This window comes from Burkholderia sp. Tr-20355 (assembly GCF_017104685.1).
Taxonomy (GTDB): domain Bacteria; phylum Pseudomonadota; class Gammaproteobacteria; order Burkholderiales; family Burkholderiaceae; genus Burkholderia; species Burkholderia seminalis.
This window is the reverse complement of record NZ_JAAGPK010000076.1, coordinates 1-26551: the sequence shown is the minus strand read 5'-3', so window position 1 is coordinate 26551 and position 26551 is coordinate 1. Positions and strand designations below refer to the sequence as shown.

Genomic DNA, 26551 nt, shown 5'->3' with positions numbered 1-26551 from the left:
CCATCGACGAGCGCGTGCGTGCGCGACGGCCATGTCTCGTACGGCCCGTCGTGCGTGTCGAGCGCAAAGCGATCGACCGGCTGCATCTTCGCCTCAGTACGCAACCTTCCGATACAACGCGACATACCCGGCGAGCATCAACAGCAGCGATCCGCTGACGCGGTTCAGCCACTTCTCCCCCGCCGCTTTCCACACGTGGACCGAATGCACGCCGAGCAGCGCGTAGCCAGTCATCCCGATCGCGTCGATCGCGACGATCGTCGCCGCGAGGATCGCGTACTGCGGCGCGATCGCGTGCGACCGGTCGACGAATTGCGGCAGCAGCGCGGACATGAACAGGTAGTACTTCGGGTTGCTCATCGCGACGAAAAAGCTCTTCAGGAACGCGGTCCGGCGATCGGGCGTCGCGGGTACGTCGGCCTGCTCGGCCGCGGAGCCGCCGCTCGACATCAGCATCCGGATGCCGACATACGCAAGCCACGCCGCGCCGAGCAGCTTCAGCGTCACGAACGCCGTTTCCGACGCGTCGAGCAGCACGCCGAGTCCGAGCCCGACCAGCGCGACCAGCACGACGTCGGCCGTGACGGCGCCGAGCATGCCGACCATCGCGTGACGCAACCCGTACCGCGAGCCGTTGCTCATCGCGAGCAACACGGTCGGGCCGGGTGTCGCGACACCGACGGACAGGATCAGGGCAAATGCGAGCAAGGCGGAGAGCGACATGGCGTGGCGTTCCTTCTGAAGAGCGCGATGCGAACGGATGGCGTCGTCGTTCATCGGCGACGCGGTCGGAAAGCGGCGCGCGCGATTTGCTGTGACGAATGCGGCCCTCAATGATCGCATGCTCGTCGCGCGCCCCGCTCGGCGGCTGTGCTCCGTCGATCCTGTCCGGCAACCGGCCGTCATCCCGAATAGTGAGCCGATTCTTCTGTAAACGACAATCATTCGCGTTTACGTTAGACTCCGCCGCTCGATAAAAACACGTCCGCGACAGTACGGACGCGTCACGCCGCCCGGATTCCGATTTTTCCGCCCTGGGATGGATCACCGACCACACCCGATTTGCGTCCCATGTCGACACTTTCGTTACCCGTCCGGCGTCGCACGCCGATTGCCTTCGGCATTGCGCTCGCCTGTACCCTTCCTGCCGCCGCGTGGGCCCAGCACGCCGCTGCCGCCGCCAACGCGGCGTCCGACGCAACCGTGCTGCCGTCGATCAACGTGACCGGCGCCGCCGAACCGCTGCCCGGCGACCTCGCGCCGACCTACGCGGGCGGCCAGGTCGCGCGCGGCGCGGATTTCGGCGTGCTGGGCCGGCAAAAGGCCAGCGACGTGCCATTCAGCATGACCACCTACACGTCGAAACTGATCGAGGATCAGCAGGCGCGCACGCTCGCCGACGTGCTCGACAACGATCCGGCCGTGCGCAGCGCATCCGGCTACGGCAACTTCTCGCAGGTGTTCGTCATCCGCGGCTTCGAGCTCGCCGGGGACGACGTATCGCTGAACGGCCTGTACGGCGTCACGCCGCGACAACTCGTCGAAACCGAAGCGGTCGAACGCGTCGACGTGTTCAAGGGGGCGAATGCGTTCCTGAACGGTGCGTCGCCGAACGGCTCGGCGATCGGCGGCGGCGTGAACCTGCAGTTGAAGCGTGCGGACGACAAGCCGCTCACACGCGTCACCGTCGACGGCGCGACGTCCGGTACGCTCGGCACGCACGTGGACATCGGTCGCCGTTTCGGCAGCGAAGGCCAGTTGGGCGTGCGCGTGAACCAGTCGATCAGCGGCGGCGACACGGCGGTCGACGGCGAACGCCACCGCAGCAGCGTGACGGCCGTATCGCTCGACTGGCGCGGCGACAAGCTACGCCTGTACGGCGACTTCCTGTATCAACGCGAGCGGATCGACAACGGCCGCCCCGTCGTGCTGATCAGCGGCAACCAGTTGCCGGCCGTGCCGTCCGCAACGCACAACTATGCGCAGCCGTGGAGTTTCAGCGAGCTCGAGGACACGGTCGGGATCGTGCGCGCCGAGTACGATTTCCTGCCCGCGTGGACGGCCTACGTATCGGCCGGCGCGCGCCATACGAACGAGCACGGCGACTACTACACGCCCACCTACTCGTCGTCCGGCACGACCGGCTCGCGCCTGAGCGTGCCGCACAAGGAAGATGCGCAATCGGCCGAGGCCGGCGTGCGCGGCCGCTTCACGACCGGCCCCGTGTCGCACTTCGTGACGGCCGGCGCGTCGTTCATCCGCATCGACAGCCAGTCCGCGTACACGATGTCGAATGCGTTCCCGACGACGCTCTACGATCCGGCGCCGGTCGCATTCCCGGCGACGGCCTACACGGGCGGCGACATGAGCGATCCGGGGACGGTGACGAAGACCTGGCTGCGCAGCTTGGCGGTGTCCGATACGCTCGGCTTCCTCGACGACCGCGTGCTGTTCACGATCGGCGCGCGCCGCCAGTCGATCTCGGTGGACAATTTCGACTACACGGGCGCGGTGTCGTCGACGTACAGCGACGCGATCACGACGCCCGTGTTCGGCCTCGTCGTCAAGCCGTGGCAGAACGTATCGATCTTCGCGAACCGCAGCGAAGCGCTCGCGCAAGGCGAAATCGCGCCGAACACCGCCCGCAACGCAGGCCAGGCGCTGTCGCCGTTCCGCTCGAAGCAATACGAAGCCGGCGTCCGCTACGACACCGACAAGTACGGCGCGTCGCTTGCGCTGTTCCAGATCGAGAAGCCGATGGCGTACACCGATCCGGCATCGAACCTGTTCGGCGCCGACGGCACGCAGCGGCACCGCGGCATCGAGACGGCCGTGTACGGCGAACCGTGGAAAGGCGTGCGGCTGATCGCGGGCGCGACGTACCTCAATGCGACGCTGCGGAACACGGCGGGCGGCACGAACGACGGTCACCGGCCGATCGGCGTGCCGTCGTTCCTGTTCAACGCAGGCGCCGAATACGACGTGCCGATGCTGAGCGGGCTCACGCTGACCGCCCGCTGGATCCACACGGGGCCGCAGTACCTGGACGTCGCGAACACGATGTCGATCCAGGCGTGGGACCGCTTCGATCTCGGCGCACGCTACGCGACAGAGGTGTTCGGCAAGAAGACGACGTTCCGTGCGACCGTGCGCAACGTCGCGAACAAGTCGTACTGGTCGTCGACGATCGGCGGGTATCTGACGCAGGGCGATCCGCGGTCGGTGTGGCTGTCGATGACGACGGATTTCTGACGGGCGCCGAAGGGAGTGGCGGGCTGCCGCCAGAGTTTGCTATACTCTCGGTCTTCCGGAGAGATGGATGAGTGGTTTAAGTCGCACGCCTGGAAAGCGTGTATAGGTTAATCGCCTATCGGGGGTTCGAATCCCCCTCTCTCCGCCAGTATTCAAATGCCCGCGCCAGCGGGCATTTTCGTTTCCGGAGAAAAGCAAGCCGACAGTTCGGCTTGCGCGGGGGATTCGAAGGGATTCGCTTGCCAGCGAATTCGCGGCCCGCGCTCGTGTGGGCAGAATCCCTCTCTGCGCCAGAATGCATGAAGCCCCTGATATCCCGAGAAATCAGGAGTTTTTCATTTGGGGCCCCGGCACGCCCGGCATCCGCCCCCGTCACGGATGCCGAATGTAATCCACCAGCGCCCGCGTATACTCATCCGGCCGCTTGTCGCACAGACTCACCGCGATCGCCACCGCAAACCCCGCCGGCACGCCGAACACGCCTGAACTGATCGGCTCGATCCCGAACCACGTGCGCCCCGCGAACCCGGTCAACTGCGTGAAATACGGATACGTCGACACGATGTAGTACACGCACACCGCCAACCCCGTCACCATCCCCGCGATCGCCCCGCGCGTCGTCGTGCGCTTCCAGAACACCCCGAGCACCAGCACCGGAAAGAAGCTCGACGCCGCCAGCGAAAACGCGGCGCCGACCAGAAACAGGATCTTCCCCGTATTGAGCGACGCGACATACGACGCGAACAGCGCGACGCCGAGCAGCAGCACCTTCGAGATCGTCACGCGCCGCTGGCTCGATGCATCGGGTGCGACCATGCAGTAATACACGTCGTGCGACAGCGCGTTCGCGATCGTCAGCAGCAGCCCGTCCGCGGTCGACAGCGCCGCGGCCAGCGCACCGGCCGCGATCAGCCCCGACACGACGTACGGTAACCCCGCGATCTCCGGCGCGGCCAGCACGACCATGTCCGGCTGCATCTGGATTTCCGACCAGTGCACGATCCCGTCGCGAATCACCTCGACGACGCTGATCAGGTCCGGTTCGAAGTGATGCCATTGCGTGACCCACGCCGGCAATTCCGCGAACGGCCGCCCGACGAGGTTCGCAAGGATCTCGTACTTGATCAGCACCGCGAGCACCGGCACGCTCAGGTAGAACAGCGCGATGAAGAACAGCGTCCAGCCGACCGAGCGTCGTGCCGATGCGACCGAGGTCGTCGTGTTGTAGCGCGTCAGGATGTGCGGCAGGCTCGCGGTGCCGAGCGACAGGCACAGCAGCAGCGCGAGAAAATTGCGCTCGCGCGGCTTGCGTTCGTCGTCGCTTGCAGCCGGAAACGGCTCGTGCATCGGCACGGGCGGCTCGGCGCGCGCCAGCAGGTCGTCGCGCGCCTGCGTCCACGCGACGCGCGCCGCTGCCGGGTCGCGCGGGAAGTCCGCCAGTTCGCGCTCGCGCAGGCTGATCTCGCGCAGCGGCCCGTTATGGCGCCGCAGGTCGGCCAGCTGGTCGACCAGATGCCGGCGCGCGTCCGCATACGACGACGGCAGCCGGTCGAGTCGCGTCTGGATCTCCGCGGCCTGCCGGCGGTACGCGTCGCGTACCCGCTGCTCGTCGGACGCCTCGCGCACCTGCGCCTCGCGCGCCGCGACGCGCTCCATCAGCTTGCCGTAATTGAATTGCGGCACGGGTCCGAGCCCGTTCTTCATCGCGATCAGCGACACCGGGATCAGGATCGCGCTGATCAGGATGATGTACTGCGCGACCTGCGTCCACGTGACCGCACGCATCCCGCCGAGAAACGAGCACACGAGAATGCCGGCGAGCCCGCAGAAGATCCCGATCGCGAAATCGACGCCGATGAAGCGCGTCGCGATCAGGCCGATCCCCTGGATCTGCGCGACCAGATACACGAACGAACACAGGATCGCCGCGCCGGCCGCGAGCGCGCGCACGGCCGTGCTCGAGAAGCGCGTGCCGAGAAAATCGGGAATCGTGTAGCGCGCGAGCTTGCGCACATACGGCGCGAGCAGGAACGCGACGAGGCAGAAGCCGCCCGTCCAGCCCATCATGTACGCGAGCGCGTCGTAGCCGGTCGCGTAGAGCGAGCCGGCCAGGCCGATGAACGACGCGGCCGACAGCCAGTCGGCCGCCGTCGCCATCCCGTTGAACGCGGACGGCACGCGCCGCCCGGCCACGTAGTACTCGACGAGATCGGACGTGCGCGACAGCAGCCCGATCACCGCATACACGGCGATCGGCACGAACAGGAACACATAGCCGATCCAGACGCCCGAACCGGTCGCGCGCTCGATCCGCCACATCAGCAGCACGAACCCGAGAAACCCCAGCGTATAGAGCGCGTATGCGCGGATCAGTCGATGCGTCAGCATGGGTCAGCGCCCGCCGCCGTTCGCGATGCCGGAGCGCGCCGCATGATCGTCGTACGCGCGGCGCAGCGTGCGGTCCGCGCGCTGCATCAGCCCGATGTAGACGACGATCAGCACGAGGTACACGAGAATCGCGCCCTGCGCGCCGACATAGAACGGCAGGCTGAAGCCGGCGAAACGGACCGCGGCGAGCGCGGGCCCGAAGAACGGCACGATGAACGACACCGCGAAACCGATCGCCATCAGCACCGCGATCAGCGCGACGTTGAAGCGCCAGTAGCGCGCGTGGGCACGCGCGAGCGGCTCGGGAACGGGCGGTGGCGCCGCAGGCGCCGAACGGGTCGGAACAGTCATGCCGTTATGTAGCAAAAAGCCCCTGCGCGGGCAATCGGGATTGCCGCGCAGGGGCTCGTGCGCGAGACGCGCAGCCGGTACGATCAGCGCACTTCGGCGAGCTGCTCGAGGATGGCCGGATTCTCGAGCGTGGACGTATCCTGCGTGATCGCCTCGCCCTTCGCGAGCGAGCGCAGCAGGCGCCGCATGATCTTGCCCGAACGCGTCTTCGGCAGGTTGTCGCCGAAGCGGATGTCCTTCGGCTTCGCGATCGGCCCGATCTGCTTGCCGACCCAGTCGCGCAGCGTCTTCGCGAGCGCCGCGGCTTCGTCGCCTTCCGGACGCGCACGCTTGAGCACGACGAACGCGACGACCGCCTCGCCCGTCGTGTCGTCCGGGCGGCCGACCACGGCGGCCTCGGCCACGAGCTCGTGCGAGACCAGCGCCGATTCGATCTCCATCGTGCCGAGCCGGTGACCCGACACGTTCAGCACGTCGTCGATCCGGCCCATGATCGTGAAGTAGCCGGTGTCCTTGTCGCGCACGGTGCCGTCGCCGGCAAGGTACAACGTGCCGCCGAGTTCTTCCGGGTAGTAGCTCTTCTTGAAGCGTTCCGGGTCGCCCCAGATCGTGCGGATCATCGCGGGCCACGGGCGCTTGACGACGAGGATGCCGCCCTGCCCGTTCGGCACGTCCTGGCCCGTCTCGTCGACCACCGCGGCCATGATGCCCGGCAGCGGCAGCGTGCACGAACCGGGCACGGTCGGCGTCGCGCCCGGCAGCGGCGTGATCATGTGGCCGCCGGTTTCGGTTTGCCACCACGTATCGACGATCGGGCAGCGCTCCTGGCCGACGTGCTTGTGATACCACATCCACGCTTCCGGATTGATCGGCTCGCCGACCGTGCCGATGATGCGCAGGCTCGACAGGTCGTAGCTCTTCGGATGCACCTTGTCGTCGGCTTCGGCCGCCTTGATCAGCGAACGGATCGCGGTCGGCGCGGTGTAGAACACGGTGACCTTGTGATCGCCGATCATCTTCCAGAAGCGGCCGGCGTCCGGGTAGGTCGGCACGCCTTCGAACACGACCTGCGTGCCGCCGCATGCGAGCGGGCCGTACGTGATGTACGTGTGGCCCGTGACCCAGCCGATGTCGGCCGTGCACCAGAACACGTCGGTCGGTTTCCAGTCGAAGGTCCACTTCATCGTTTGCGCGGCCCACAGCAGGTAGCCGCCCGTGCTGTGCTGCACGCCCTTCGGCTTGCCGGTCGAGCCCGACGTATACAGGATGAACAGCGGGTGCTCGGCGCCGACCCATTCCGGCTCGCAGGTGTCGGACTCGCCGTCGGTCAGTTCGTGCATCCACAGGTCGCGGCCGGCATGCCAGTCGATCTTGCCGCCGGTGCGGCGATAGACGATCACGCTCTTCACCGCTTCGCAGCCGCCCAGCGCGAGCGCCTCGTCGGCAATGCTCTTGAGCGGCAGCGTCTTGCCGCCGCGCGCCTGCTCGTCGGCCGTGATCAGCGCGACCGCGCCGACGTCGACGAGCCGCTCGTTCAGCGATTTCGCGGAGAAGCCGCCGAACACGACCGAGTGCGTCGCGCCGATGCGCGCGCACGCCTGCATCGCGACGATGCCTTCGATCGACATCGGAATATAGATGACGACGCGGTCGCCCTTGCCGATCCCGCGTTTCTTCAGCGCATTCGCGAAGCGCGACACGCGCGCCAGCAGATCCGCATAGGTGACGCGCGTGACGGTGCCGTCGTCGGCCTCGAAGATCACCGCGACGCGCTCGCCGTTGCCGGCTTCGACGTGACGGTCGAGACAGTTGTACGACGCGTTCAGCTCGCCGTCGTCGAACCACTTGTAGAACGGCGCATTGCTCTCGTCGAGCACCGTCGAGAACGGCTTGTGCCACGTGAGGCCCTCGCGCGCGAGACGCGCCCAGAAGCCTTCGTAATCCTGCTCGGCCTCGGCGGCGAGCGCGCGATAGGCCGGCATGCCGGAAATGGTCGCCGCCTTCTCGAGCGCCGCGGGCGGCGGGAACTGACGGGTTTCGTGAAGAACCGATTCAATCGCAGACATCGACTACCCCTTGGTGAACATGAATCCCCTGGCGGCGCGATCGTGCGCGCCGCACGTGTCTTGGCCGGCGCATGCGCGCCGCTGTCTCCTACCCACCCGCACGCGGCCACGAAGGCCGCGCACGATGCTGCACCGCACCACATCACGCGAACGTGAACGGGCGGCCCGACGGTTTCCACGATAAGCGCCCGAACTTACCCGTCACTTACGCGGCATGGCCGTTTCGCACACCGGGCGGCACCGCATGACGGTCGGCTTTACGCTGTTACAACCGCGACCCTACAATCCTAACTGAACTCGCCTTCCGGATTCCAGCTTGAATCGCTACGCCCTCTTCCTCATCCTGTCGATGCTGTTCGTCGGCAGCAACGTCGGTATCGGTAAATCCATCGTCGCATTCGTTCCCGTCGCGATCCTCGCCACGCTGCGCTTCGTGATCGCGATCGCCGTCCTGTGGCCGCTGTTCAGCCCCGTGAAGATGCGCGCGGTCAAGCGCGGCGAATGGCTGAACCTGTTCCTGCAGGCGTTCTTCGGCACCTTCATGTTTACGCTGCTGATGCTCAACGGCGTGCAGCGCACGAGCGCGGTCGCGGCCGGCGTGATCACGAGCACGATCCCGGCGATCGTCGCGCTGTTCGCATGGCTGATCCTGCGTGAAAAACCGAACGGCCGTGCGCTCTTGTCGATCGCGCTCGCGATCGCCGGCGTCGTCACGATCAACCTCGCCAACGGCGGCGCGGCCGGGCATGACGGCCACGGCGACGCGTCCGGCTCGCTGACCGGCAACCTGCTGATCCTCGGCGCCGTGTGCTGCGAATCGATCTACGTGATCCTGTCGCGCCGGCTCACGCAGACGCTCGCGCCGATCGACATCTGCGCGTACACGCACCTGTTCGGCCTGTTCCTGATGCTGCCGCTCGGCGCGACCGCGCTGTGGCATTTCGATTACGCGAGCGTGCCGGCCGGCACCTGGGCGCTCGTCGTCTGGTATGGCCTGTCGGCCAGCATCTTCTCGTTCTGGCTGTGGATGAAAGGCATCCGGCACGTGCCGGGCAGCCTCGCCGGCGTGTTCAGCGCGGTGCTGCCGATCGCCGCGGCCGCATACGGCATCGCGTTCCTCGGCGAGCGCCCGACGCTCGCACACGGCGTCGCGCTCGCCTGCGTGGTCACCGGCATCGTGCTCGCGAGCCTGCGCGTGAAACGCGTGCCGGCCGCCGCGTCCTGATCCGTCCCCGGCAGACCCGGCGCGTCGCTGCAGTCGCGCCGGCCGACGCGTTACAATAGCGCGCCTTTTCAAGATTACCCCCGATACCTGCGCACCGCGCCCGTACCTCCATCATGTCCGCCCCGCATTCGCCCGGCCACCCGGCCCGCCGCCCGCTTCGCCCGCTTCCCGCGCTGATTTTCATGAGCCGCTGGCTCCAGGTTCCGCTTTACCTCGGCCTGATCGTCGCGCAGGCCGTCTACGTGTTCCTGTTCCTGAAGGAAGTCTGGCACCTGCTGTCGCATGCGGCCGGTCTCGACGAGATCAGCGTGATGCTCGCGGTGCTCGGCCTGATCGACGTGGTGATGATCTCGAACCTGCTGATCATGGTGATCGTCGGCGGATACGAAACGTTCGTGTCGCGCCTCGGCATCGAGGGCCACCCCGACGAACCCGAATGGCTCGACCACGTGAACGCGGGCGTGCTGAAGGTCAAGCTGTCGATGGCGCTGATCAGCATTTCGTCGATCCACCTGCTGAAGACCTTCATCAACCCCGACCAGCACACGACGCACGCGATCATGTGGCAGGTGATCATCCACGTGTCGTTCCTCGTGTCGGCGCTCGTGATGGCGTGGGTCGACCGCCTGACGACGCACACGCACCCGGCCCATTTCCACGAGACGCACGCGCCGCACGCGAGCGCCGTGCCCGCGTCCCGCAAGCCGGCCGAAGCAGCCGCCAACGCATAAACGCATTCCCCACTGTCCCCACAGAGTCTCAGCCATGACCGTCATCAAACAGGAAGACCTGATCCAGAGCATCGCGGATTCGCTGCAGTACATCAGCTACTACCACCCGCTCGACTACATCCAGGCCCTCGGCCGCGCGTACGAGCTGGAAGAGAGCCCGGCCGCGAAGGATGCGATCGCGCAGATCCTCACGAACAGCCGCATGTGCGCGGAAGGCAAGCGCCCGATCTGCCAGGACACCGGCATCGTCACGATCTTCGTGAAGGTCGGCATGGACGTGCGCTGGGACGGCGCGACGATGGGCCTCACCGACATGATCAACGAAGGCGTGCGCCGCGGTTACACGCACCCGGACAACGTGCTGCGCGCGTCGATCGTCAATCCGCCGGAAGGCGCCCGCAAGAACACGAAGGACAACACGCCGGCCGTGATCCACTACGAGATCGTGCCGGGCGACAAGGTCGACGTGCAGGTCGCGGCGAAGGGCGGCGGCTCGGAGAACAAGTCGAAGTTCGTGATGCTCAATCCGTCCGATTCGATCGTCGACTGGGTGCTGAAGACGGTCCCGACGATGGGCGCGGGCTGGTGCCCGCCGGGCATGCTCGGGATCGGCATCGGCGGCACGGCCGAGAAGGCGATGCTGATGGCGAAGGAATCGCTGATGGAGCCGATCGACATCCAGGAAATCATCGCGCGCGGCCCGAAGGACTGGGTCGAGGAACTGCGCGTCGAACTGCACGAGAAGGTCAACGCGCTCGGTATCGGCGCGCAGGGCCTCGGCGGTCTCGCGACCGTGCTGGACGTGAAGATCATGGCGGCACCGACGCACGCGGCCTCGAAGCCGGTCGCGCTGATCCCGAACTGCGCGGCCACGCGCCACGCGCACTTCGTGCTCGACGGGTCGGGCCCGGCCAAGCTCGAAGCGCCGTCGCTCGACGCCTGGCCGAAGGTGCAGTGGGAGCCGAACACGGAAACGAGCAAGCGCGTCGACCTGAACACGCTGACGCCGGAAGAAGTCGCGAGCTGGACGCCGGGCCAGACGCTGCTGCTGTCGGGCAAGATGCTCACCGGCCGCGACGCCGCGCACAAGCGCATCGCCGACATGCTCGCGAAGGGCGAGAAGCTGCCGGTCGACTTCACGAACCGCGTGATCTACTACGTCGGCCCGGTCGATCCGGTGCGTGACGAAGTGGTCGGCCCGGCCGGCCCGACGACGGCCACGCGCATGGACAAGTTCACCGAGACGATGCTCGCGCAGACGGGCCTGATCTCGATGGTCGGCAAGGCCGAGCGCGGCCCGGTCGCGATCGATGCGATCAAGAAGCACAAGGCTGCGTACCTGATGGCGGTCGGCGGGGCGGCCTACCTCGTGTCGAAGGCGATCCGCGGCGCGAAGGTGCTCGCGTTCGAAGACCTCGGCATGGAAGCGATCTACGAGTTCGACGTACAGGACATGCCGGTGACGGTCGCCGTCGATTCGTCGGGCACGTCGGTGCACCAGACCGGTCCGAAGGAGTGGCAGGCGAAGATCGGCAAGATCCCGGTCGCAACCGCTTAAGGGCGATCGAACGAAAGGCCGGACGGACGTCCGGCCTTTTTGCTTCTCGTTCTCATTATTGTGTACGGCCGATTGTTCGAGGCTGATTCTCATTACACGCAAAAGGCAGGCCAGATAAGGCTTCGAGGCTTGGCTTTTCTCGTTCGAGCGATTATCGTTCGGTTTCTGAAGCCCCACTGAACAAGGAACAGCCATGCAAGGCGACAAGAAAGTCATCGAATACCTGAACGCCCAACTGAAGAACGAACTCACGGCGATCAACCAGTACTTCCTGCATGCCCGCATGTACAAGCACTGGGGTCTCGACAAGCTCGGCAAGCACGAGTACGACGAGTCGATCGGCGAGATGAAGCACGCCGACTGGCTGATCGAGCGCGTGTTCATGCTCGACGGCCTGCCGAACCTGCAGGACCTGCACAAGCTGCTCGTCGGCGAGGAAACCGAAGAGATCCTGAAGTGCGACCTGAAGCTCGAGCAGATCTCGCAGTCCACCTGCAAGGAAGCGATCGCCTACTGCGAATCGGTTCGCGACTACGTGTCGCGCGAGATCTTCGAAAAGATCCTCGACGACACCGAAGAACACATCGACTGGCTGGAAACGCAGATCGACCTGATCGGCAAGGTCGGCCTGCAGAACTACCAGCAAACGATGATGGGCTCGGCCGAGTAACCGGCCACATCGCCACCTTGCCGTCCGCATGACGATGACGCACCAGCCAGTCGCCTCCGGGGTCCGCCCCGCCGCCCCTGTCGGCATCTTCGACTCGGGGCTCGGCGGCCTGTCGGTGCTGCGCGCCGTGCGTGCGCACCTGCCCGGGGAATCGTTCGTCTACGTCGCCGATTCGCATCACGCGCCGTATGGCCCGCGCGACGAAGCGTTCATTACCGAGCGCACGCTGGCGATCGGCGAATGGCTCGCGCGCGAAGGCGCGAAGGCGCTCGTCATCGCGTGCAACACGGCAACCGCACGTGCGATCGCGGCCATCCGCGAACGCCTGGCGATTCCGCTCGTCGGCGTCGAGCCGGGCATCAAGCCGGCCGCCGCGCTGTCCGCGACCGGCGTCGCCGGTGTCCTCGCCACGCAATCGACACTGAACAGCCCGCGCTTCCGGGCGCTGCTGGATCGCTACGGCGCCGGCCGCCGCTTCATCTGCCAGCCCGGCCACGGGCTCGTCGAGGCGATCGAACGCGGCGACACGAACTCACCCGCCCTACGTGCGTTGCTCGAGCGTTACCTGCAGCCGATGCTCGACGACGGCGCCGATACGCTGGTGCTCGGCTGCACGCACTACCCGTTCTTCACGGAAACGATTCGTGACCTTGTTGGCGATCGCCTGACGATCGTCGACACGAGCGACGCCATCGCGCGCCAGCTCGCGCGGGTGCTCGACGAACGCGGCCTGCGCGCGCCGGCCGGCACCCAGGCCGCGCCGCCCCGCTTCTGCTCGACGAGCGACGGCGTGCAACTGCGCGCCCTCGCGTCGACGCTGCTCGGCCTCGATGCGCCGGTCGAATCCGTCACCATTTCCTCGCCGAACGCGCGCGCCTGCGCGACCGCCTGACGCGGGCCCGCAGGCCCGCTCCCGCCGCAGTTCCGCCGCCCCAGCCGTTTCAAGGGTCCGATGACCTTAAAAAAAGCCGGACCCAGGCTTGTCAACGTCTGCAAAATTAATGATAATAATTCGCATTAACGTTAGCTATCGCAACTCATCATGATCGTCTGCGTGTGCAAGTCTGTTTCCGATCGCAAGATTCGCGCGTCCCTCGCCGAGGGCGTCCACTCTTTCGATGAACTCCAGTTCGAACTCGGCGTGGCCACGTGCTGCGGCAAGTGCGAGGAGTCCGTACGCGACCTCATGGCCGAGCAAGGCGTCTGCGCAAGCCGGTGCGGTGTCGAGCATCACGCTCACCCGATCCCGGTCACGTTCTACGAACGCAAGGCAGCCTGAGCGGCGCCGAGCGTGCACATGCGGCCCAGGCCGCATTTTTTGTTTTGACCGTCAGCAAGCCACCGTCTGCGCGAGCCAGCGGCTTACCTGCCAAGGAGCCTGTCATGGAATTGCTGATCGGATTTGTGACCACCGTTTGCATCTCGCTGCTGATCTTCCGCAAGTGATGCCGATTCACCCGCCGCGCCCCGGGTGCGACATCGTTCTTTCAAGCTAACATGCAGGCTTCGCATCTCGCTCCTGCCGGCGCCATGCCGGCTGCACCACGTATGAATTCCCGAGTGATCGTCGTCGCGGTCGGTGTGCTTGCCGCACACGCGATCATGCTGACGGCCGCCTGGCTCCATCGCAACGCGCCGCCGCCGAAATCGGTCGAGGTCCAGACGATCACCGCGCAGCTCATCACGCCTGCCCCGATCGCGCAGCAGGTTGCGGCCGAATCGATCCCGCAGCCCGCGCCGCCGAAGCCCGTGCCGCGCGTGAAGCCGAAGGTCGAGCCGAAGCCGGTGCAGAAAGCGGCGAAGCCGACACCTCAACCGGTTGCGCAATCGCCGGCCCCGTCGCCCACCCCGGCGCCGGCCGCCGATCCGACACCCGCGCCGGCCGCGCCCGCCCCCGCGGCACCGGCCGCCGCCCCCGGCCCGGCGCGCGAAACGATGCAGGTCAGCGCGCCGAAGAACGTGCCGACGCTCCAATGCAACTTCGTGAAGCCCGACTACCCGTCGATGTCGCGCCGACGCGGCGAATCGGGTACGGCCTACGTTCACTTCGTCGTCGGCGTGACCGGCAAGATCGAAAGCATCGACCTGCAGAAGAGCAGCGGCTACCCGCGCCTCGACGACGCCGCACTCGACGCGATGCGCTCGACCACCTGCCGTCCGTACATCGAGAACGGCCAGGCGATCCGCGCCGCCCGCACACAGCCCTACAGCTTCGGGCTCACCGACTAACCTGCCTCATCCGGAAGATTCAAAGGAAACAAGAAAATGCAAAGCTACGGTATCGCGCACGTCTGGGCGCAAGGTGATTTCGTCACGCGCGCCATCGCGATCACGCTGCTCGTGATGTCGGTCCTGTCGTGGATCGTGATCGTCATCAAGGGCTGGAACGTGATCCGCCTGAACCGTCTCACGAAGAATGCCGAACAGGCATTCTGGCATTCGGACAATTTCGACGACGGCATCAAGAAGCTCGGTCTCGCCGCATCGACGCCGAACGACAACCCGTTCCTCGCGCTCGCGCTGTCGGGCAAGGAAGCCGCCGACCACCACCACCAGACGCAACCGCACCTGCACGATCGCATGGACGTGTCGGACTGGGTCACGCGCTGCCTGAAGGACACGATGGACGAAGGCATCTCGCGCATGCAGAGCGGCCTCGCGATCCTCGCGTCGGTCGGCAGCACGGCACCGTTCGTCGGCCTGTTCGGCACGGTCTGGGGGATCTACCACGCGCTGCTCGCCATCGGCGCAACCGGCCAGACGTCGATCGACCAGGTCGCCGGCCCGGTCGGCGAATCGCTGATCATGACGGCCTTCGGCCTGTTCGTCGCGATCCCGGCCGTGCTCGGCTACAACGCGCTGACGCGCGCGAACAAGGGTGTCGTCAGCAAGCTGCGCCGCTTCGCGCACGGCCTGCACGCGTACTTCGTGACGGGCGCGAAGCTCGCATCGTCGTCGACGCGCGACGGCCTGCGTCTCGCGACGCGCGCCAGCTGAGACGAGGTGAACCATGGCCATGAATACCGGTTTCAGCGACGATGACGACGATGCAGTGATGAGCGAGATCAACATGACGCCGCTCGTCGACGTCATGCTCGTACTCCTGATCATTTTCCTCGTGACGATCCCGGCGATGCAGCATGCGGTGAAGATCGACCTGCCGCACGCCAGCAGCCAGCCCGTCGACGAAAAACCGCAGACGGTCGACGTCGCGATCCAGGGCGACGGCACGATCCTGTGGGACGACCACACGGTCACGCGCGAACAGTTGCAGGCTCGCATCGCGGAAGCCGCGAAACGCACGCCGCAGCCCGAGTTGCACCTGCGTGCGGATCGCAAGGTGGCATACGAGCACGTCGCGGAAGTGATGTCGGATGCGCAGGCCGGCGGCCTGACGAAGCTCGGCTTCGTCACGGAGCCGGGCGCGAAAGCGAAGTAACACGCGCCCGTCTCGCGGTAACGCATCGCAGGCACCTCGCCGGCCGCACCTAGCCGGCCACACCTAGCCGGCCGCCCACAAAGTAAAAGGCCTTCATCGCCAGATGAAGGCCTTTTTTCATGCGCACGCGGGCGCCTTCGGGCGGCGGGCTCTTCGGCGGTATCGGTTACGCCTCGAGCAACGCAAATGCGACTCTGCCGTGGTCTGCACGGACTGCGCGTTCTGCCCTATCTGGCTCACAATATATGCGGCCACCTGATTTCGCTCAGAACTTCCTTCACGAAATGGGATTTCAATATAGGCCCGCACGCGCACGCATTCAAGGTTCCAGCGATTGAAACTTGCGATTGCAGGCGACGCTTCAATGACAAAACAAATTTGCGTCGTCGTGCACGCTGTGTTCAGGTCGCCGAAACATCGGCCGCCGCTTCCTTCTTCACGCGCTCGGGGCAACCGGGCTCTTTGTACGCGCCATGATCGAGCTTCTCGACCAGGTAGTCGACGAACGCGCGCACCGCGGGCGGCATCCCCTGCCGCGACACGAACACCGCATACAGTTGCGGCACCGGCAGCGTCCAGCCCGGCATCACGGGTGACAGCTGCCCCGCACGCAGCGCGTTGCCGTACATCATCTCCGGCAGCGCCGCGATGCCGAGGCCGTCGAGCACGGCCTCGCGGATCGTCATCAGGTCGGCCGTCACGAGCCGCGGGTCATGCTCGTGCACGTGACGCGTGCCGTCCGGCGCGATCAGGTTGAACACGTGCCGCCCGTCGACGCTCGGCGTATCGAGCGTCTCGAAACCGGTCAGGTCGTCCGGCACCAGCGGCGGCGCATTCTGGCTCAGCAGGCTCGGCGCGCCGACCAGCATCTGTTCCGTGCGCCACAGCGGCCGCACGACGATGTTGGCGTTCTGCGGCGGTTCCGAGCGTACGCGCAGCGCGACGTCGATCGAATCCTCGAACAGGTCGATCACGCGATTCGTCACGCGGACGTGCACCTTCACCTCGGGATAGCGGCGCAGGAATTCGGGTAGGATGCGCGACAGCATCGTCTGCGACAGCGTGACGGGCACGCTGACCCGCACCGAACCGCGCGGCGACGCGCGCAACTGCTGCACCGCGTTCATCGCGGCCTGCGCTTCGGCCAGCATCGCCTGGCAATGCTGGTAGAACAGTTCGCCCGCCTCGGTCAGCGCGAGCTTGCGCGTCGAGCGCTGCAGCAGGCGCACGCCGAGCGCCGCCTCGAGTTCGGTCAGGCGCCGCGACAAGCGCGATTTCGAGATGCCCAGCACGCGCTCCGCGGCCGAGAAACCGCCATGTTCGACGACCTGGGAAAAGTACATCAGGTCGTTCAGGTTATGTGCATCGATATTCATCTCATCGTTCCAATTTCAGAACAATCCATTGCGAACCACCGCAAATCGAACGGTAAAGCGCCCAATATAATAGCGCTATGTTTCAGAAATGACGCTATTCCGATGATCTCGAGGGCTTCCTCATGACGACCGCTCGCTCGCTTGACCGTACCTACCCCGCGCTTCGCACCACCGAAGGCGGCGGGTTCGTGGTTCACCGTCCGTTCCCGACCCGATTGCTGATGGACTTCGATCCGTTCCTGCTGCTCGATGAAATGGGCCCCGTCGACTACGGCCCCGGCGAAGCCGTGGGCGCGCCCGACCATCCGCATCGCGGCTTCGAAACCGTGACGTATGCGCTCGACGGCCGCTTCCGCCATCGCGACTCGTCCGGCCACGCCGGCACGCTCGGCCCCGGCGACGTCCAATGGATGACGGCCGGCGCCGGCGTCGTGCACAGCGAGATGCCCGATCCCGCGTTCGCACAGGCGGGCGGCCGCTCGCACGGCTTCCAGCTGTGGGTCAACCTGCCGCGCCGCGACAAGATGATCGCGCCGCGCTACCAGGAGATCCCGGCCGACCGCATCCCGACCGCGACATCGCCGGACGGCCGCGTGCACGTACGCGTGATCGCCGGCGAAGCGTTCGGCGTCCAGGCGGCGATCGAGACGCGCACGCCGATCCTCTACCAGCATTTCACGCTGGAGCCCGGCGCAACGGTCACGCAGCCCGTGCCGGCCGGTTATCGCGTGTTCGCCTATCCGATCGACGGAACGGGGCTCTACGGGCCCGACAGGCAGGCTGTCGACGCCCGGCACATGATCGTCTACGGCGACGACGGCGATACGGTCGCGTTCGCCGCCGGCGACACGCCGCTCGACCTGCTGCTGATCGGCGGCGTGCCGCTCAACGAGCCGATCGTCCGCTACGGCCCGTTCGTGATGAATACGGAGGAAGAGATCCGGCAAGCCGTCGTCGACTACCAGACGGGCCGCATGGGCCGCATCGACGCATGACGCCCGATCGGGGCGGCAGGTGCCGCGAAACCGGTGGTTTTGCGTCACAATAACTTCTTGAACCATGTGGCCGCCCGCCACCCAGAAGGAACCCGTCCCCTTGAACTTCGAACACCTGATCCAGATCAATTCCGACGATCCGGCCGTGCCGACCCTCACCCGCGACCAGCTCTGGGAGGGCCTCGTGCTGCGCGCCGAACAGCCGCAACTGTTCGTACTCGGCCTCGACAGCTGCGTCGTCCTCGAACGGACGGACACGACGCTCGAACGTGAGTTGCACTACGGCCATGCGACCGTGCGCGATCACGTCACGTTCACGCCGAACCAGCAGGTTCGCTACGACATCCGCGCGGCCGATGGCGAGATCGGCGGCTCGCTGACGATGACGATCGAGGAACGCGACGACCACGCGCTGTTCCTGCGTTTCGAGTACCGCACCACGCTGACCGTCACCGACGACAGCGAAGATGCGCGGCAGACGCACGGGATCGTCAAGGAGGCCTACCGCACGTCGGACATCGACACGGTGCGCCTGATCCGCGAATACGCGCAGGGCCGCAAGGACCCCGATCCGCTGCACTGACTGCGGCGGCGGCCTGCGGGCCGCCTTTTGATTCAAGCTATCAAGTCTGATGTTTCGATCGATAAAGAGTTTTTGTAAATGGGAATAGTTATCATTTAGAATTCATTCCATCGTATCGACAGTCACCGATCAAACCGAATGACCGACACCATGCGCCCGACCACGCTGACCCTGCGCCGCACGACCGGCACCGCAGCCAGCAGCCGCCAGAAGACGGCAGCGGTCACCACGCCGGCGAAACCGGCCGGCAACCGCGACACAGGCACGCGGGTCGTAAATAGCGACGCGCTGTTGCAGGGCCACAGCCACATCAGCATCGCGCACAACGGAGAGACGTATCAGTTGCGTGCCACGCGGCTCGGCAAACTGATCCTGACGAAGTAAGACAGAGTATTGTGGGGACCACCTCCCTGAGAGGTGTTGGGCAGTAGCCAGCGTAACGGCTTGCACGCGAGATCTAGACCCCTTCGTGCAAACACACTCAAGCAGCCGTTGCAGCAAGCCAAGCCACTTTTTTGGTTCTCGCACAAGGGTGAAAAAAAGCGGCACGTCGAAGGACGTGCCGCTTTTTTGTTAGCGCGGTCGATGCAGAAGGCATGCTGTCCACCTGCTTCGATACGCTGATGCATGCCGCCGAAGCCGCATGCAAAACCCGTCAGAAACCCCAGAACATCAGCCACCACGCACTGTCGACGACCGCCAACCCGACGGCGAACCACACGAATGCCGCGAGCCGGCGCGGCCACGCCGCATAGCGCCCCGTCACTTTCCATGCGAGCCACGCGCTCCATGCATTGGCGCCGACCAGGATCGCGATGCGCACGTCGGTCGCCCACCCGAGCGGCACATGCTCGGCGCGCAACAGCGACAGCGTCGTGGCCGACAGGCCGAGGAACACGCCCGCTCCCGCGATCGGGATCAGTGCCTGCGCGAGATGATGCAGCCGCACGCGATCGAAGCGGCCGAGCATCAGCGTGGCGCCGCCCAGCAATATCAGCAGTGCCGTGCCGTACACGAGCCCCGTGCCGACGATGTAGCTGACGATCAGCCCGCCGTCGAGCCAGGAGAACACGTCGTTGCGATCCGGATAGTGCGTGAGCAGGAACCACGGCGCATTCGTTTCGAGCGGCCACGTGATGTCACGGTCGATCAGCCAGCCCGCGAGCCATTGCTTGATCTGCACGAACCACGGGCTGACGGTCCAGTGGAACGCGCCGATCGCGACACCGAGCAGGCCGTACAGGATCAGTGCGGTGTCCCACGCGCTCGCCTGCTGCGCACCGAGGTTCACGACCTCGTCGGACGGCGAGCGCAGCGACAGCGAGATCGCGTCGCGATGCCCGCTGCAGCGGCCGCACATATGGCACGCCGCCGCCCCCTTCATGCTGCGCAACGGCACGAGCGGCGCGCAGTTGATCGGAATCACGCGATGGCCGTGCTCGCCGTTCTTGTACGATCGGCGCCATGCATCCTCGTCGACCTTGTAGCGCATCGGCGCGAGCCGCGCGAGCAGCCCGAACACGCCGTTCACCGGGCACAGGTACTTGCACCACACGCGCTTCTCGCGGCCATACAGCAAGCCGATCACGATCGCGCCGACGGTCGAGCCGCCGAGCACGAACAGCACCGCGAGCGGGTACTGGTACACGCTCACCATCTGCCCGTAGATCGTCGTGATCCCGAACGCGACGAACGGCCAGCCGCCCCACCGGATCCAGCGCGGAATCGGGCCGCCGCGACCGAACTTGCTCGCGTATTCGGTGAGCGCGCCTTCCGGGCACAGCACGCCGCACCACACGCGGCCGAGCATCACCATCGACAGCAGCACGAACGGCCACCAGATGCCCCAGAACGCGAACTGCGCGATCAGCGTGAGGTTGCTCCACAGATGCGCGGAATCGTCCGGCAGCGGCAACACCGCCGGGACGATGATCAGGAATGCGTAGACCGCGACGACGATCCACTGGATGCCGCGGATCAGCGCGCCGTGGCGCTGCATCCACTGGCCGGCCTGTGCGAGCCAGCCCCGCTTGACTGCGGCGACCACGCTCATGCCGCGCGGCCCGCGGCGACGGCCAGACGGCGGCTCGCGCGCTTCATCAGCAGCCAGACGACGGCCCAGTACACCGCATAGGCGACCAAGTTGGTCAGTGCCGGATGCGCACGATAGCCGGTCAGCGTCGCGACGAGCGAGCCGAACGTGCCCGAGTCATCGAGGATCGCGGACGTATCCCACACCTGCGAGATGCCGAGCGGCAGGATTTCCTTGTCGATCAGCTTGTCGACACCCGTCTGGAACAGGCCCGCGCCGAGGAACAGCAGCATCACTTCGGTGACACGGAAGAAATGCCGCCACGAGAAGTACTTGCCGCCGAGCTGCAGCAGGTAGAACGTGAAGAACGCCAGGCCGAGACCGATCAGGACCGCGAGCATCTGGTTGCCGTCGACGTGACCCGACTGGCCGAAACCGAGACCGTACAGGAAGATCACGGTCTCGCTGCCTTCACGCGCGATCGCGAGTGCGACCAGCACGGCGACGCCCCACCAGTTCGAATCGCGCGTGCTCTGCTGCAGCGATTGCTCCATGTCGCGCTTCAGCGTGCGGCCGTGCCGGCGCATCCACAGCACCATCTGCACGATCAGCACGCACGCGATCAGCACCATCGCGGTCTGGAAGTAGTCCTGCGCGTCGCCGGACAGCACTTCGGTGAAACCGACCAGCGCGGCGCCGAGGCCGACGGCCATCAGCAAGCCGACGCCGACGCCAGCCCACAGGAAAGGCAGGCCGCGGCGCGCGTCGTCGTCGCCGTTTTTCAGCCATGCATAGAGAATGCCGACGACGAGCAGCGCTTCGACGCTCTCCCGCCAGACGATGAACAAGATCTGACCCATCGATACCTCCTGACGCGCGGGGCAAGGGACTCGTACGCCCGCACGCAGATAAAACGCGTTACTTCGCGACGATCACGCCCTGTGCCTGCTGGTGGAAATCGTCGAAAAACTTGTATTCGCCCGGCGACAGCGGAGCGACGACCACGAACGAATCGGCGCCCGGTGCAAGCACCTTCTCCTTGCGCAACTGCACGCTCTCGAATTCGGCGGCGCCCTTGCCGGTGTTCTTGATCTCGATCTTGAAACGCTGGCCGGCCGGCACCTCGATGCGGGCGGGATTCAGCTTGCCGTCCGTCATCTCGAGCTTGAACGTCGGCAGATCGGCCGCGTGTGCGGCGCCGGCAAGCCACAGCGCAGCGGCCGCGGCAACGATTTTCTGGGGAATTTTCATTCTGGGTTCTCTACGCCGACGGCGCGCCGAAGCGCGCCGTTCGTGATGCTGCCGATCAGTAACCGCCCTTCTTGCCGATACCGGCGAACGGGAAGTCGTACTCGAGCGTGATGGGCTTGAACCATGCACCCACGCCCGTTTCCTTGTCGACGTGGCGGCCGAATGCCATGTGGCCCGACTGCATCGGCGGCTTGACGACCATCGTCAGGTGATACTTGCCGGGGCCGTTCAGCTTCACGTTGTCGCCATAGTGCGGGCCGTCGCTCGCGACCATGCCCATCAGGTCGCCTTCAGCCTTCCACTTCGTGTCGCCCTGCTTCGTCAGCTTGTACGTGACCTGCAGGTACGGCATCCAGTCGCCCTCAGCGAAACCCGTCGGGTTGTTCTTGACCGCATGGATGTCGGCCTCGAGGTGGATGTCGGAATCCGACGCCTTGCGCATCATCCCTTCCGGGTCCATCGTGATCGGCTGCAGGTACACCGCGCCGATTTCCATGCCGCCCTGGATCTGCTGCTTGCCGATCGGATATTCGGCAGCCGAGGCCGACATCGCGGCAAGCGCCGCCGCTACCGCAACCGTCGTGCGGATGAACGAAGAACCCAACATGGACACTCCTTGTTATTTGTCTGACTATCTTGACGACACCCGGGCCGCCGCCGGGGCCGCCCGCTGGAAACACTAACGCGACGAAGAACGTTAATGCGAACAATTCTCAATCATGGCGAAGTTTAGCACCGAACCCGATTCGGAACAAACGAAGAGCCACGTAAACCCCTGATCCGACAAGGCTTACAGGCGCTTTACCGCAAGGTTTCGGTGACGCTTGGAAAGAGTTACCGGCCGCCGCTGATGTGGTCGCCGACGTTCGCGCCGAACACGCGCTCGCGCAGCACGGCAAGCTGGTCGCGCGTCGCGGCGGCCTTCTCGAATTCGAGGTTCTTCGCGTAATCGGCCATCTGCTTCTCGAGACGCTTGATTTCCTTCGCGAGTTGCTTTTCCGACATGTCCTCGAATTTCGCGCGCTGCTGCGCTTCTTTCAGCTCCGCACGCGCGTCGTCGGCATTGTAGACGCCGTCGATGATGTCCTTGATGCGCTTCACGACGCCGCGCGGCGTGATGCCCATCTTTTCGTTGTAGGCCATCTGCTTCGCGCGGCGCCGCTCGGTCTCGCCGATCGCGCGCGTCATCGAATCGGTCATGTTGTCCGCGTAGAGGATCGCCTTGCCGTTCACGTTCCGCGCGGCACGGCCGATCGTCTGGATCAACGAGCGCTCGGCGCGCAGGAAGCCTTCCTTGTCCGCGTCGAGGATCGCGACGAGCGACACTTCCGGAATGTCGAGGCCCTCGCGCAGCAGGTTGATCCCGACCAGCACGTCGAACGTGCCGAGCCGCAGGTCCCGGATGATCTCGACGCGCTCGACCGTGTCGATGTCGCTGTGCAGGTAGCGCACCTTGACGCCGTGGTCGGCCAGGAATTCCGTGAGCTGCTCGGCCATGCGCTTCGTCAGCACGGTGATCAGCACACGCTCGCCGGCCTTCACGCGCGCGTTGATCTCGGTCAGCACGTCGTCGACCTGCGTGCTCGCGGGCCGCACCTCGATTTCCGGATCGACGAGGCCCGTCGGCCGCACGACCTGCTCGGCGATCTGCCCCGTTACGCGCTTCTCGTAGTCGGCCGGCGTGGCCGACACGAACACGACCTGGCGCATCTTGCGCTCGAACTCGGGGAACTTCAGCGGCCGGTTGTCGAGCGCCGACGGCAGGCGGAACCCGTAATTGACGAGGTTTTCCTTGCGCGCGCGGTCGCCGTTGTACATCCCGTTCAACTGGCCGATCAGCACGTGCGATTCGTCGAGCAGCATCAGCGCATCGGGCGGCAGGTAGTCGACGAGCGTCGGCGGCGGGTCGCCGGGCGCCGCTCCCGAGAAATGCCGCGAGTAGTTCTCGATGCCCTTGCAGAAGCCGAGCTCCTGCAGCATCTCGAGATCGAAGCGCGTGCGCTGCTCGAGACGCTGCGCCTCGACGAGCTTGCCCTCGCGATGGAAGAACTCGAGGCGTTCGCGCAATTCTTCCTTGATCGTCTCGACGGCCCGCATCACGGTGTCGCGCGGCGTCACGTAGTGCGACGACGGATACACGGTGAAGCGCGGAATCTTCTGCCGCACGCGCCCCGTCAGCGGGTCGAACAAGTGCAGCGTCTCGACCTCGTCGTCGAACAGCTCGACGCGTACGGCCATTTCCGCGTGTTCGGCCGGGAAGATGTCGATCGTGTCGCCGCGCACGCGGAACGTGCCGCGCTGGAAATCCTGCTCGTTGCGCGTGTACTGCATCGCGATCAGCCGCGCGATCACGTCGCGCTGGCCGAGCTTGTCGCCGGTGCGCAGCGTCAGGATCATCTGGTGGTATTCGGACGGGTTGCCGATACCGTAGATCGCCGACACCGTCGCGACGATCACCACGTCGCGGCGCTCCATCAGGCTCTTGGTCGCCGACAGCCGCATCTGCTCGATGTGCTCGTTGATCGACGAATCCTTCTCGATGAACAGGTCGCGCTGCGGCACATACGCCTCAGGCTGGTAGTAGTCGTAGTACGAGACGAAGTACTCGACCGCGTTGCGCGGGAAGAACTCGCGGAACTCCGCATAGAGCTGGGCCGCGAGCGTCTTGTTCGGCGCGAACACGATCGCCGGGCGGCCGAGCCGCGCGATCGTGTTGGCCATCGTGAAGGTCTTGCCCGACCCCGTCACGCCGAGCAGCGTCTGGAAGGCAAGGCCGTCGCCGACGCCTTCGACAAGCGTCTCGATCGCGGTCGGCTGGTCGCCGGCGGGCAGATACGGCTGGTACAGCTGGAACGGCGACCCTTCGAAGGTGACGAATTTGGATTCGTCGAGCGCGTCGCCGACTTCGGCATGATGTTCGGACATGGAGTGCGGCCGGAGCAAGGGCAAAGAAAGCATTCTAGCGCTTCGCGGCCGCGCGAACTGCTGTCGGCTCCTGACGCGCCACGGCCGCCCGAAATCGCGATTCGGCGGCGAATCGCGACGGATTCGCCGCCCCCGCCGGCGCGAATTCGCTACAATATCAGGCTGCTGCGCTTTCCGGCGCCGTGCCGTTGGCGCGCGGTCCGCTGCGCCCGCCCTGCCGGCTGAAAGCCTGACCCTCTTTTCACTACTGCCGAATCATCATGTCGCTCTTCTCCGCTGTCCAGCTTGCTCCCCGCGACCCGATCCTGGGCCTGAACGAAGCCTTCAACGCCGATGCGCGTCCGACCAAGGTCAACCTCGGCGTCGGCGTGTACACGAACGAAGACGGCAAGATTCCGCTGCTGCGCGCGGTTCGGGAAGCCGAGCAGGCGCGTGTCGAGGCCGGCCTGCCGCGCGGCTACCTGCCGATCGACGGGATCGCCGCCTACGATGCGGCCGTGCAGAAGCTGCTGCTCGGCAACGACTCGCCGCTGATCGCGGCGGGCCGCGTGGTCACGGCCCAGGCACTGGGCGGCACGGGCGCGTTGAAGATCGGTGCAGACTTCCTGCGCACCGTGAACCCGAACGTGAAGGTCGCGATCAGCGATCCGAGCTGGGAAAACCACCGCGCGCTGTTCGAAGCCGCCGGCTTCGAAGTCGTCGCGTACCCGTACTACGACGCGGCCACCAACGGCGTGAACTTCGAAGGCATGCTGTCGGCGCTGAACGGCTACGAAGCCGGCACGGTCGTCGTGCTGCACGCGTGCTGCCACAACCCGACCGGCGTGGACCTGACCGAAGCGCAATGGCAACAGGTCGTCGACGTCGTGAAGGCGCGCAATCTCGTGCCGTTCCTCGACATGGCGTACCAGGGCTTCGGCGAGAACATCGAGGCCGATGCCGCCGCCGTGCGTCTGTTTGCCGCGGCCGACCTGAACGCATTCGTGTCGTCGTCGTTCTCGAAGTCGTTCTCGCTGTACGGCGAGCGCGTCGGCGCGCTGTCGATCATCACGTCGAGCAAGGAAGAAGCGACGCGCGTGCTGTCGCAACTGAAGCGCGTGATCCGCACGAACTACTCGAACCCGCCGACCCATGGCGGCGCCGTCGTCGCAGCCGTGCTCGCGTCGCCGGAACTGCACGCCTCGTGGGTGCAGGAACTCGGCGAGATGCGCGATCGGATCCGCGCGATGCGTAACGGTCTCGTCGAGCGCCTGAAGGCGAGCGGCGTCGATCGCGATTTCAGCTTCATCAACGCACAGCGCGGGATGTTCTCGTATTCGGGCCTGACCTCGGCGCAAGTCGATCGCCTGCGCGACGAGTTCGGCATCTATGCGGTCGGCACGGGCCGGATCTGCGTTGCCGCGCTGAACACGCGCAACCTCGACGCGGTCGCCAACGCGATTGCGGCCGTCCTGAAGTAACGCGGCACCGGGTGGCAGCCGTCAACGGCTCCGCCCTCCGACATGAAAAACGCGCTCCACGGAGCGCGTTTTTTTCTGCCGTCCTACCCGGCAGGCGGCCATGCCACCCGCCCCCGCGTTACTGCATGAACCAGCCGTGGCTGACGATGAACGATTGACCCGTGAGCGCGGCGCTCGGGAACGCCGACAGGAACAGCACCGTCTGCGCGACGTCCTGCACCGTCGTGAACACGCCGTCGACCGTGTTGC

The 26551-nt window shown here is 65.8% G+C and carries 24 protein-coding genes, 1 tRNA gene and 1 pseudogene; 15 read left to right on the top strand and 11 right to left on the bottom strand.

The genetic code is table 11. The features are described 5' to 3' along the window. Positions 1-93: 93 nt before the first annotated feature. The gene (locus G3N62_RS19960) at positions 94-723 is read right to left on the bottom strand and encodes a LysE family translocator (RefSeq protein ID WP_124671202.1); all 630 of its coding nucleotides are present in this window, start codon (positions 721-723) and stop codon (positions 94-96) included. A 348-nt stretch (positions 724-1071) separates the two neighbouring features. Here G3N62_RS19960 and G3N62_RS19955 point away from each other — a divergent pair, with 348 nt between their 5' ends. After that, the gene (locus G3N62_RS19955; protein WP_124671203.1) at positions 1072-3252 is read left to right on the top strand and encodes a TonB-dependent siderophore receptor; all 2181 of its coding nucleotides are present in this window, start codon (positions 1072-1074) and stop codon (positions 3250-3252) included. Positions 3253-3309: 57 nt separating this feature from the next. Beyond that, positions 3310-3400 (top strand) — tRNA-Ser (locus G3N62_RS19950). A 224-nt stretch (positions 3401-3624) separates the two neighbouring features. Here G3N62_RS19950 and G3N62_RS19945 read toward each other — a convergent pair. From G3N62_RS19945 to acs, 3 genes are all read right to left on the bottom strand, one after another. Then, entirely contained in the window at positions 3625-5640 is a 2016-nt protein-coding gene (locus G3N62_RS19945) for a sodium:solute symporter family protein (RefSeq protein WP_034190364.1), read from the bottom strand. A 3-nt stretch (positions 5641-5643) separates the two neighbouring features. Further along, positions 5644-5991, bottom strand: coding sequence for a DUF4212 domain-containing protein (locus G3N62_RS19940; protein ID WP_059560139.1), 348 nt, complete (start codon positions 5989-5991; stop codon positions 5644-5646). 83 nt (positions 5992-6074) lie between these two features. Beyond that, complete coding sequence (gene acs, locus G3N62_RS19935) at positions 6075-8057, bottom strand: acetate--CoA ligase (RefSeq protein ID WP_034190362.1); 1983 nt, start codon at positions 8055-8057, stop codon at positions 6075-6077. Positions 8058-8373: 316 nt separating this feature from the next. On the opposite strand from acs, the gene G3N62_RS19930 reads away from it, so the two are divergent. The 9 genes from G3N62_RS19930 (at position 8374) to G3N62_RS19890 (ending at position 15680) form a co-directional block, all read left to right on the top strand. Next, positions 8374-9282 (top strand): DMT family transporter, encoded by a 909-nt coding sequence (locus G3N62_RS19930; RefSeq protein WP_034190361.1) that lies wholly within the window; start codon positions 8374-8376, stop codon positions 9280-9282. Between the two features lie 113 nt (positions 9283-9395). Further along, complete coding sequence (locus tag G3N62_RS19925) at positions 9396-10013, top strand: TIGR00645 family protein (protein WP_034190360.1); 618 nt, start codon at positions 9396-9398, stop codon at positions 10011-10013. A gap of 34 nt (positions 10014-10047) precedes the next feature. Continuing rightward, positions 10048-11571 (top strand): fumarate hydratase, encoded by a 1524-nt coding sequence (locus G3N62_RS19920; RefSeq protein WP_006478316.1) that lies wholly within the window; start codon positions 10048-10050, stop codon positions 11569-11571. A 193-nt stretch (positions 11572-11764) separates the two neighbouring features. Next, positions 11765-12241: a bacterioferritin gene (gene bfr, locus G3N62_RS19915; protein ID WP_006478315.1), complete on the top strand. Its 477-nt coding sequence runs from the start codon at positions 11765-11767 to the stop codon at positions 12239-12241. 34 nt (positions 12242-12275) lie between these two features. Further along, entirely contained in the window at positions 12276-13133 is an 858-nt protein-coding gene (gene murI / locus G3N62_RS19910) for a glutamate racemase (protein ID WP_059560188.1), read from the top strand. Between the two features lie 150 nt (positions 13134-13283). Further along, a complete protein-coding gene (locus tag G3N62_RS19905) occupies positions 13284-13520 on the top strand; it encodes a (2Fe-2S)-binding protein (protein WP_034190359.1) in 237 nt (78 codons plus the stop codon). 218 nt (positions 13521-13738) lie between these two features. Continuing rightward, the gene (locus G3N62_RS19900) at positions 13739-14470 is read left to right on the top strand and encodes an energy transducer TonB (RefSeq protein ID WP_034190358.1); all 732 of its coding nucleotides are present in this window, start codon (positions 13739-13741) and stop codon (positions 14468-14470) included. 36 nt (positions 14471-14506) lie between these two features. Then, positions 14507-15238 carry a MotA/TolQ/ExbB proton channel family protein gene (locus G3N62_RS19895; protein WP_034190357.1) on the top strand — a complete coding sequence of 244 codons (732 nt, stop codon included), beginning with the start codon at positions 14507-14509 and terminating at the stop codon, positions 15236-15238. 13 nt (positions 15239-15251) lie between these two features. Continuing rightward, positions 15252-15680 (top strand): biopolymer transporter ExbD, encoded by a 429-nt coding sequence (locus G3N62_RS19890; protein WP_006478310.1) that lies wholly within the window; start codon positions 15252-15254, stop codon positions 15678-15680. 401 nt (positions 15681-16081) lie between these two features. Here the strand turns inward: G3N62_RS19890 and G3N62_RS19885 are convergent, their stop codons facing one another. Further along, entirely contained in the window at positions 16082-17056 is a 975-nt protein-coding gene (locus tag G3N62_RS19885) for a LysR family transcriptional regulator (RefSeq protein WP_124671204.1), read from the bottom strand. A 122-nt stretch (positions 17057-17178) separates the two neighbouring features. Between G3N62_RS19885 and G3N62_RS19880 the strand changes: the two genes are divergently transcribed. From G3N62_RS19880 to G3N62_RS19870, 3 genes are all read left to right on the top strand, one after another. Further along, on the top strand, positions 17179-18051 hold the full coding sequence (locus G3N62_RS19880) for a pirin family protein (protein WP_034190355.1): 873 nt from the start codon (positions 17179-17181) through the stop codon (positions 18049-18051). Between the two features lie 100 nt (positions 18052-18151). After that, positions 18152-18634: an SRPBCC family protein gene (locus G3N62_RS19875; protein WP_034190392.1), complete on the top strand. Its 483-nt coding sequence runs from the start codon at positions 18152-18154 to the stop codon at positions 18632-18634. Positions 18635-18772: 138 nt separating this feature from the next. Further along, positions 18773-19018 carry a hemin uptake protein HemP gene (locus tag G3N62_RS19870; RefSeq protein WP_034190354.1) on the top strand — a complete coding sequence of 82 codons (246 nt, stop codon included), beginning with the start codon at positions 18773-18775 and terminating at the stop codon, positions 19016-19018. Between the two features lie 271 nt (positions 19019-19289). Here the strand turns inward: G3N62_RS19870 and G3N62_RS19865 are convergent, their stop codons facing one another. The 5 genes from G3N62_RS19865 to uvrB all read right to left on the bottom strand — a co-directional run bounded on the left by G3N62_RS19865 (position 19290) and on the right by uvrB (position 24842). Further along, positions 19290-20687 carry a 4Fe-4S binding protein gene (locus G3N62_RS19865; RefSeq protein WP_124671205.1) on the bottom strand — a complete coding sequence of 466 codons (1398 nt, stop codon included), beginning with the start codon at positions 20685-20687 and terminating at the stop codon, positions 19290-19292. Further along, positions 20684-21526 (bottom strand): FTR1 family protein, encoded by an 843-nt coding sequence (locus tag G3N62_RS19860; RefSeq protein WP_124671206.1) that lies wholly within the window; start codon positions 21524-21526, stop codon positions 20684-20686. The genes G3N62_RS19865 and G3N62_RS19860 overlap by 4 nt, the downstream gene beginning before the upstream one ends. A gap of 58 nt (positions 21527-21584) precedes the next feature. Continuing rightward, positions 21585-21917, bottom strand: a complete 333-nt coding sequence (locus tag G3N62_RS19855; RefSeq protein WP_034190351.1) for a cupredoxin domain-containing protein — start codon at positions 21915-21917, stop codon at positions 21585-21587. Positions 21918-21972: 55 nt separating this feature from the next. Next, entirely contained in the window at positions 21973-22524 is a 552-nt protein-coding gene (locus tag G3N62_RS19850) for an iron transporter (RefSeq protein ID WP_034190350.1), read from the bottom strand. Positions 22525-22751: 227 nt separating this feature from the next. After that, positions 22752-24842, bottom strand: a complete 2091-nt coding sequence (gene uvrB / locus G3N62_RS19845) for an excinuclease ABC subunit UvrB (protein ID WP_034190349.1) — start codon at positions 24840-24842, stop codon at positions 22752-22754. 260 nt (positions 24843-25102) lie between these two features. Between uvrB and G3N62_RS19840 the strand changes: the two genes are divergently transcribed. Continuing rightward, positions 25103-26302 carry an amino acid aminotransferase gene (locus G3N62_RS19840; protein WP_034190348.1) on the top strand — a complete coding sequence of 400 codons (1200 nt, stop codon included), beginning with the start codon at positions 25103-25105 and terminating at the stop codon, positions 26300-26302. Between the two features lie 118 nt (positions 26303-26420). Here the strand turns inward: G3N62_RS19840 and G3N62_RS19835 are convergent. Beyond that, positions 26421-26551 (bottom strand): annotated as a pseudogene (locus tag G3N62_RS19835) (3-hydroxybutyrate dehydrogenase); the annotation flags it as partial.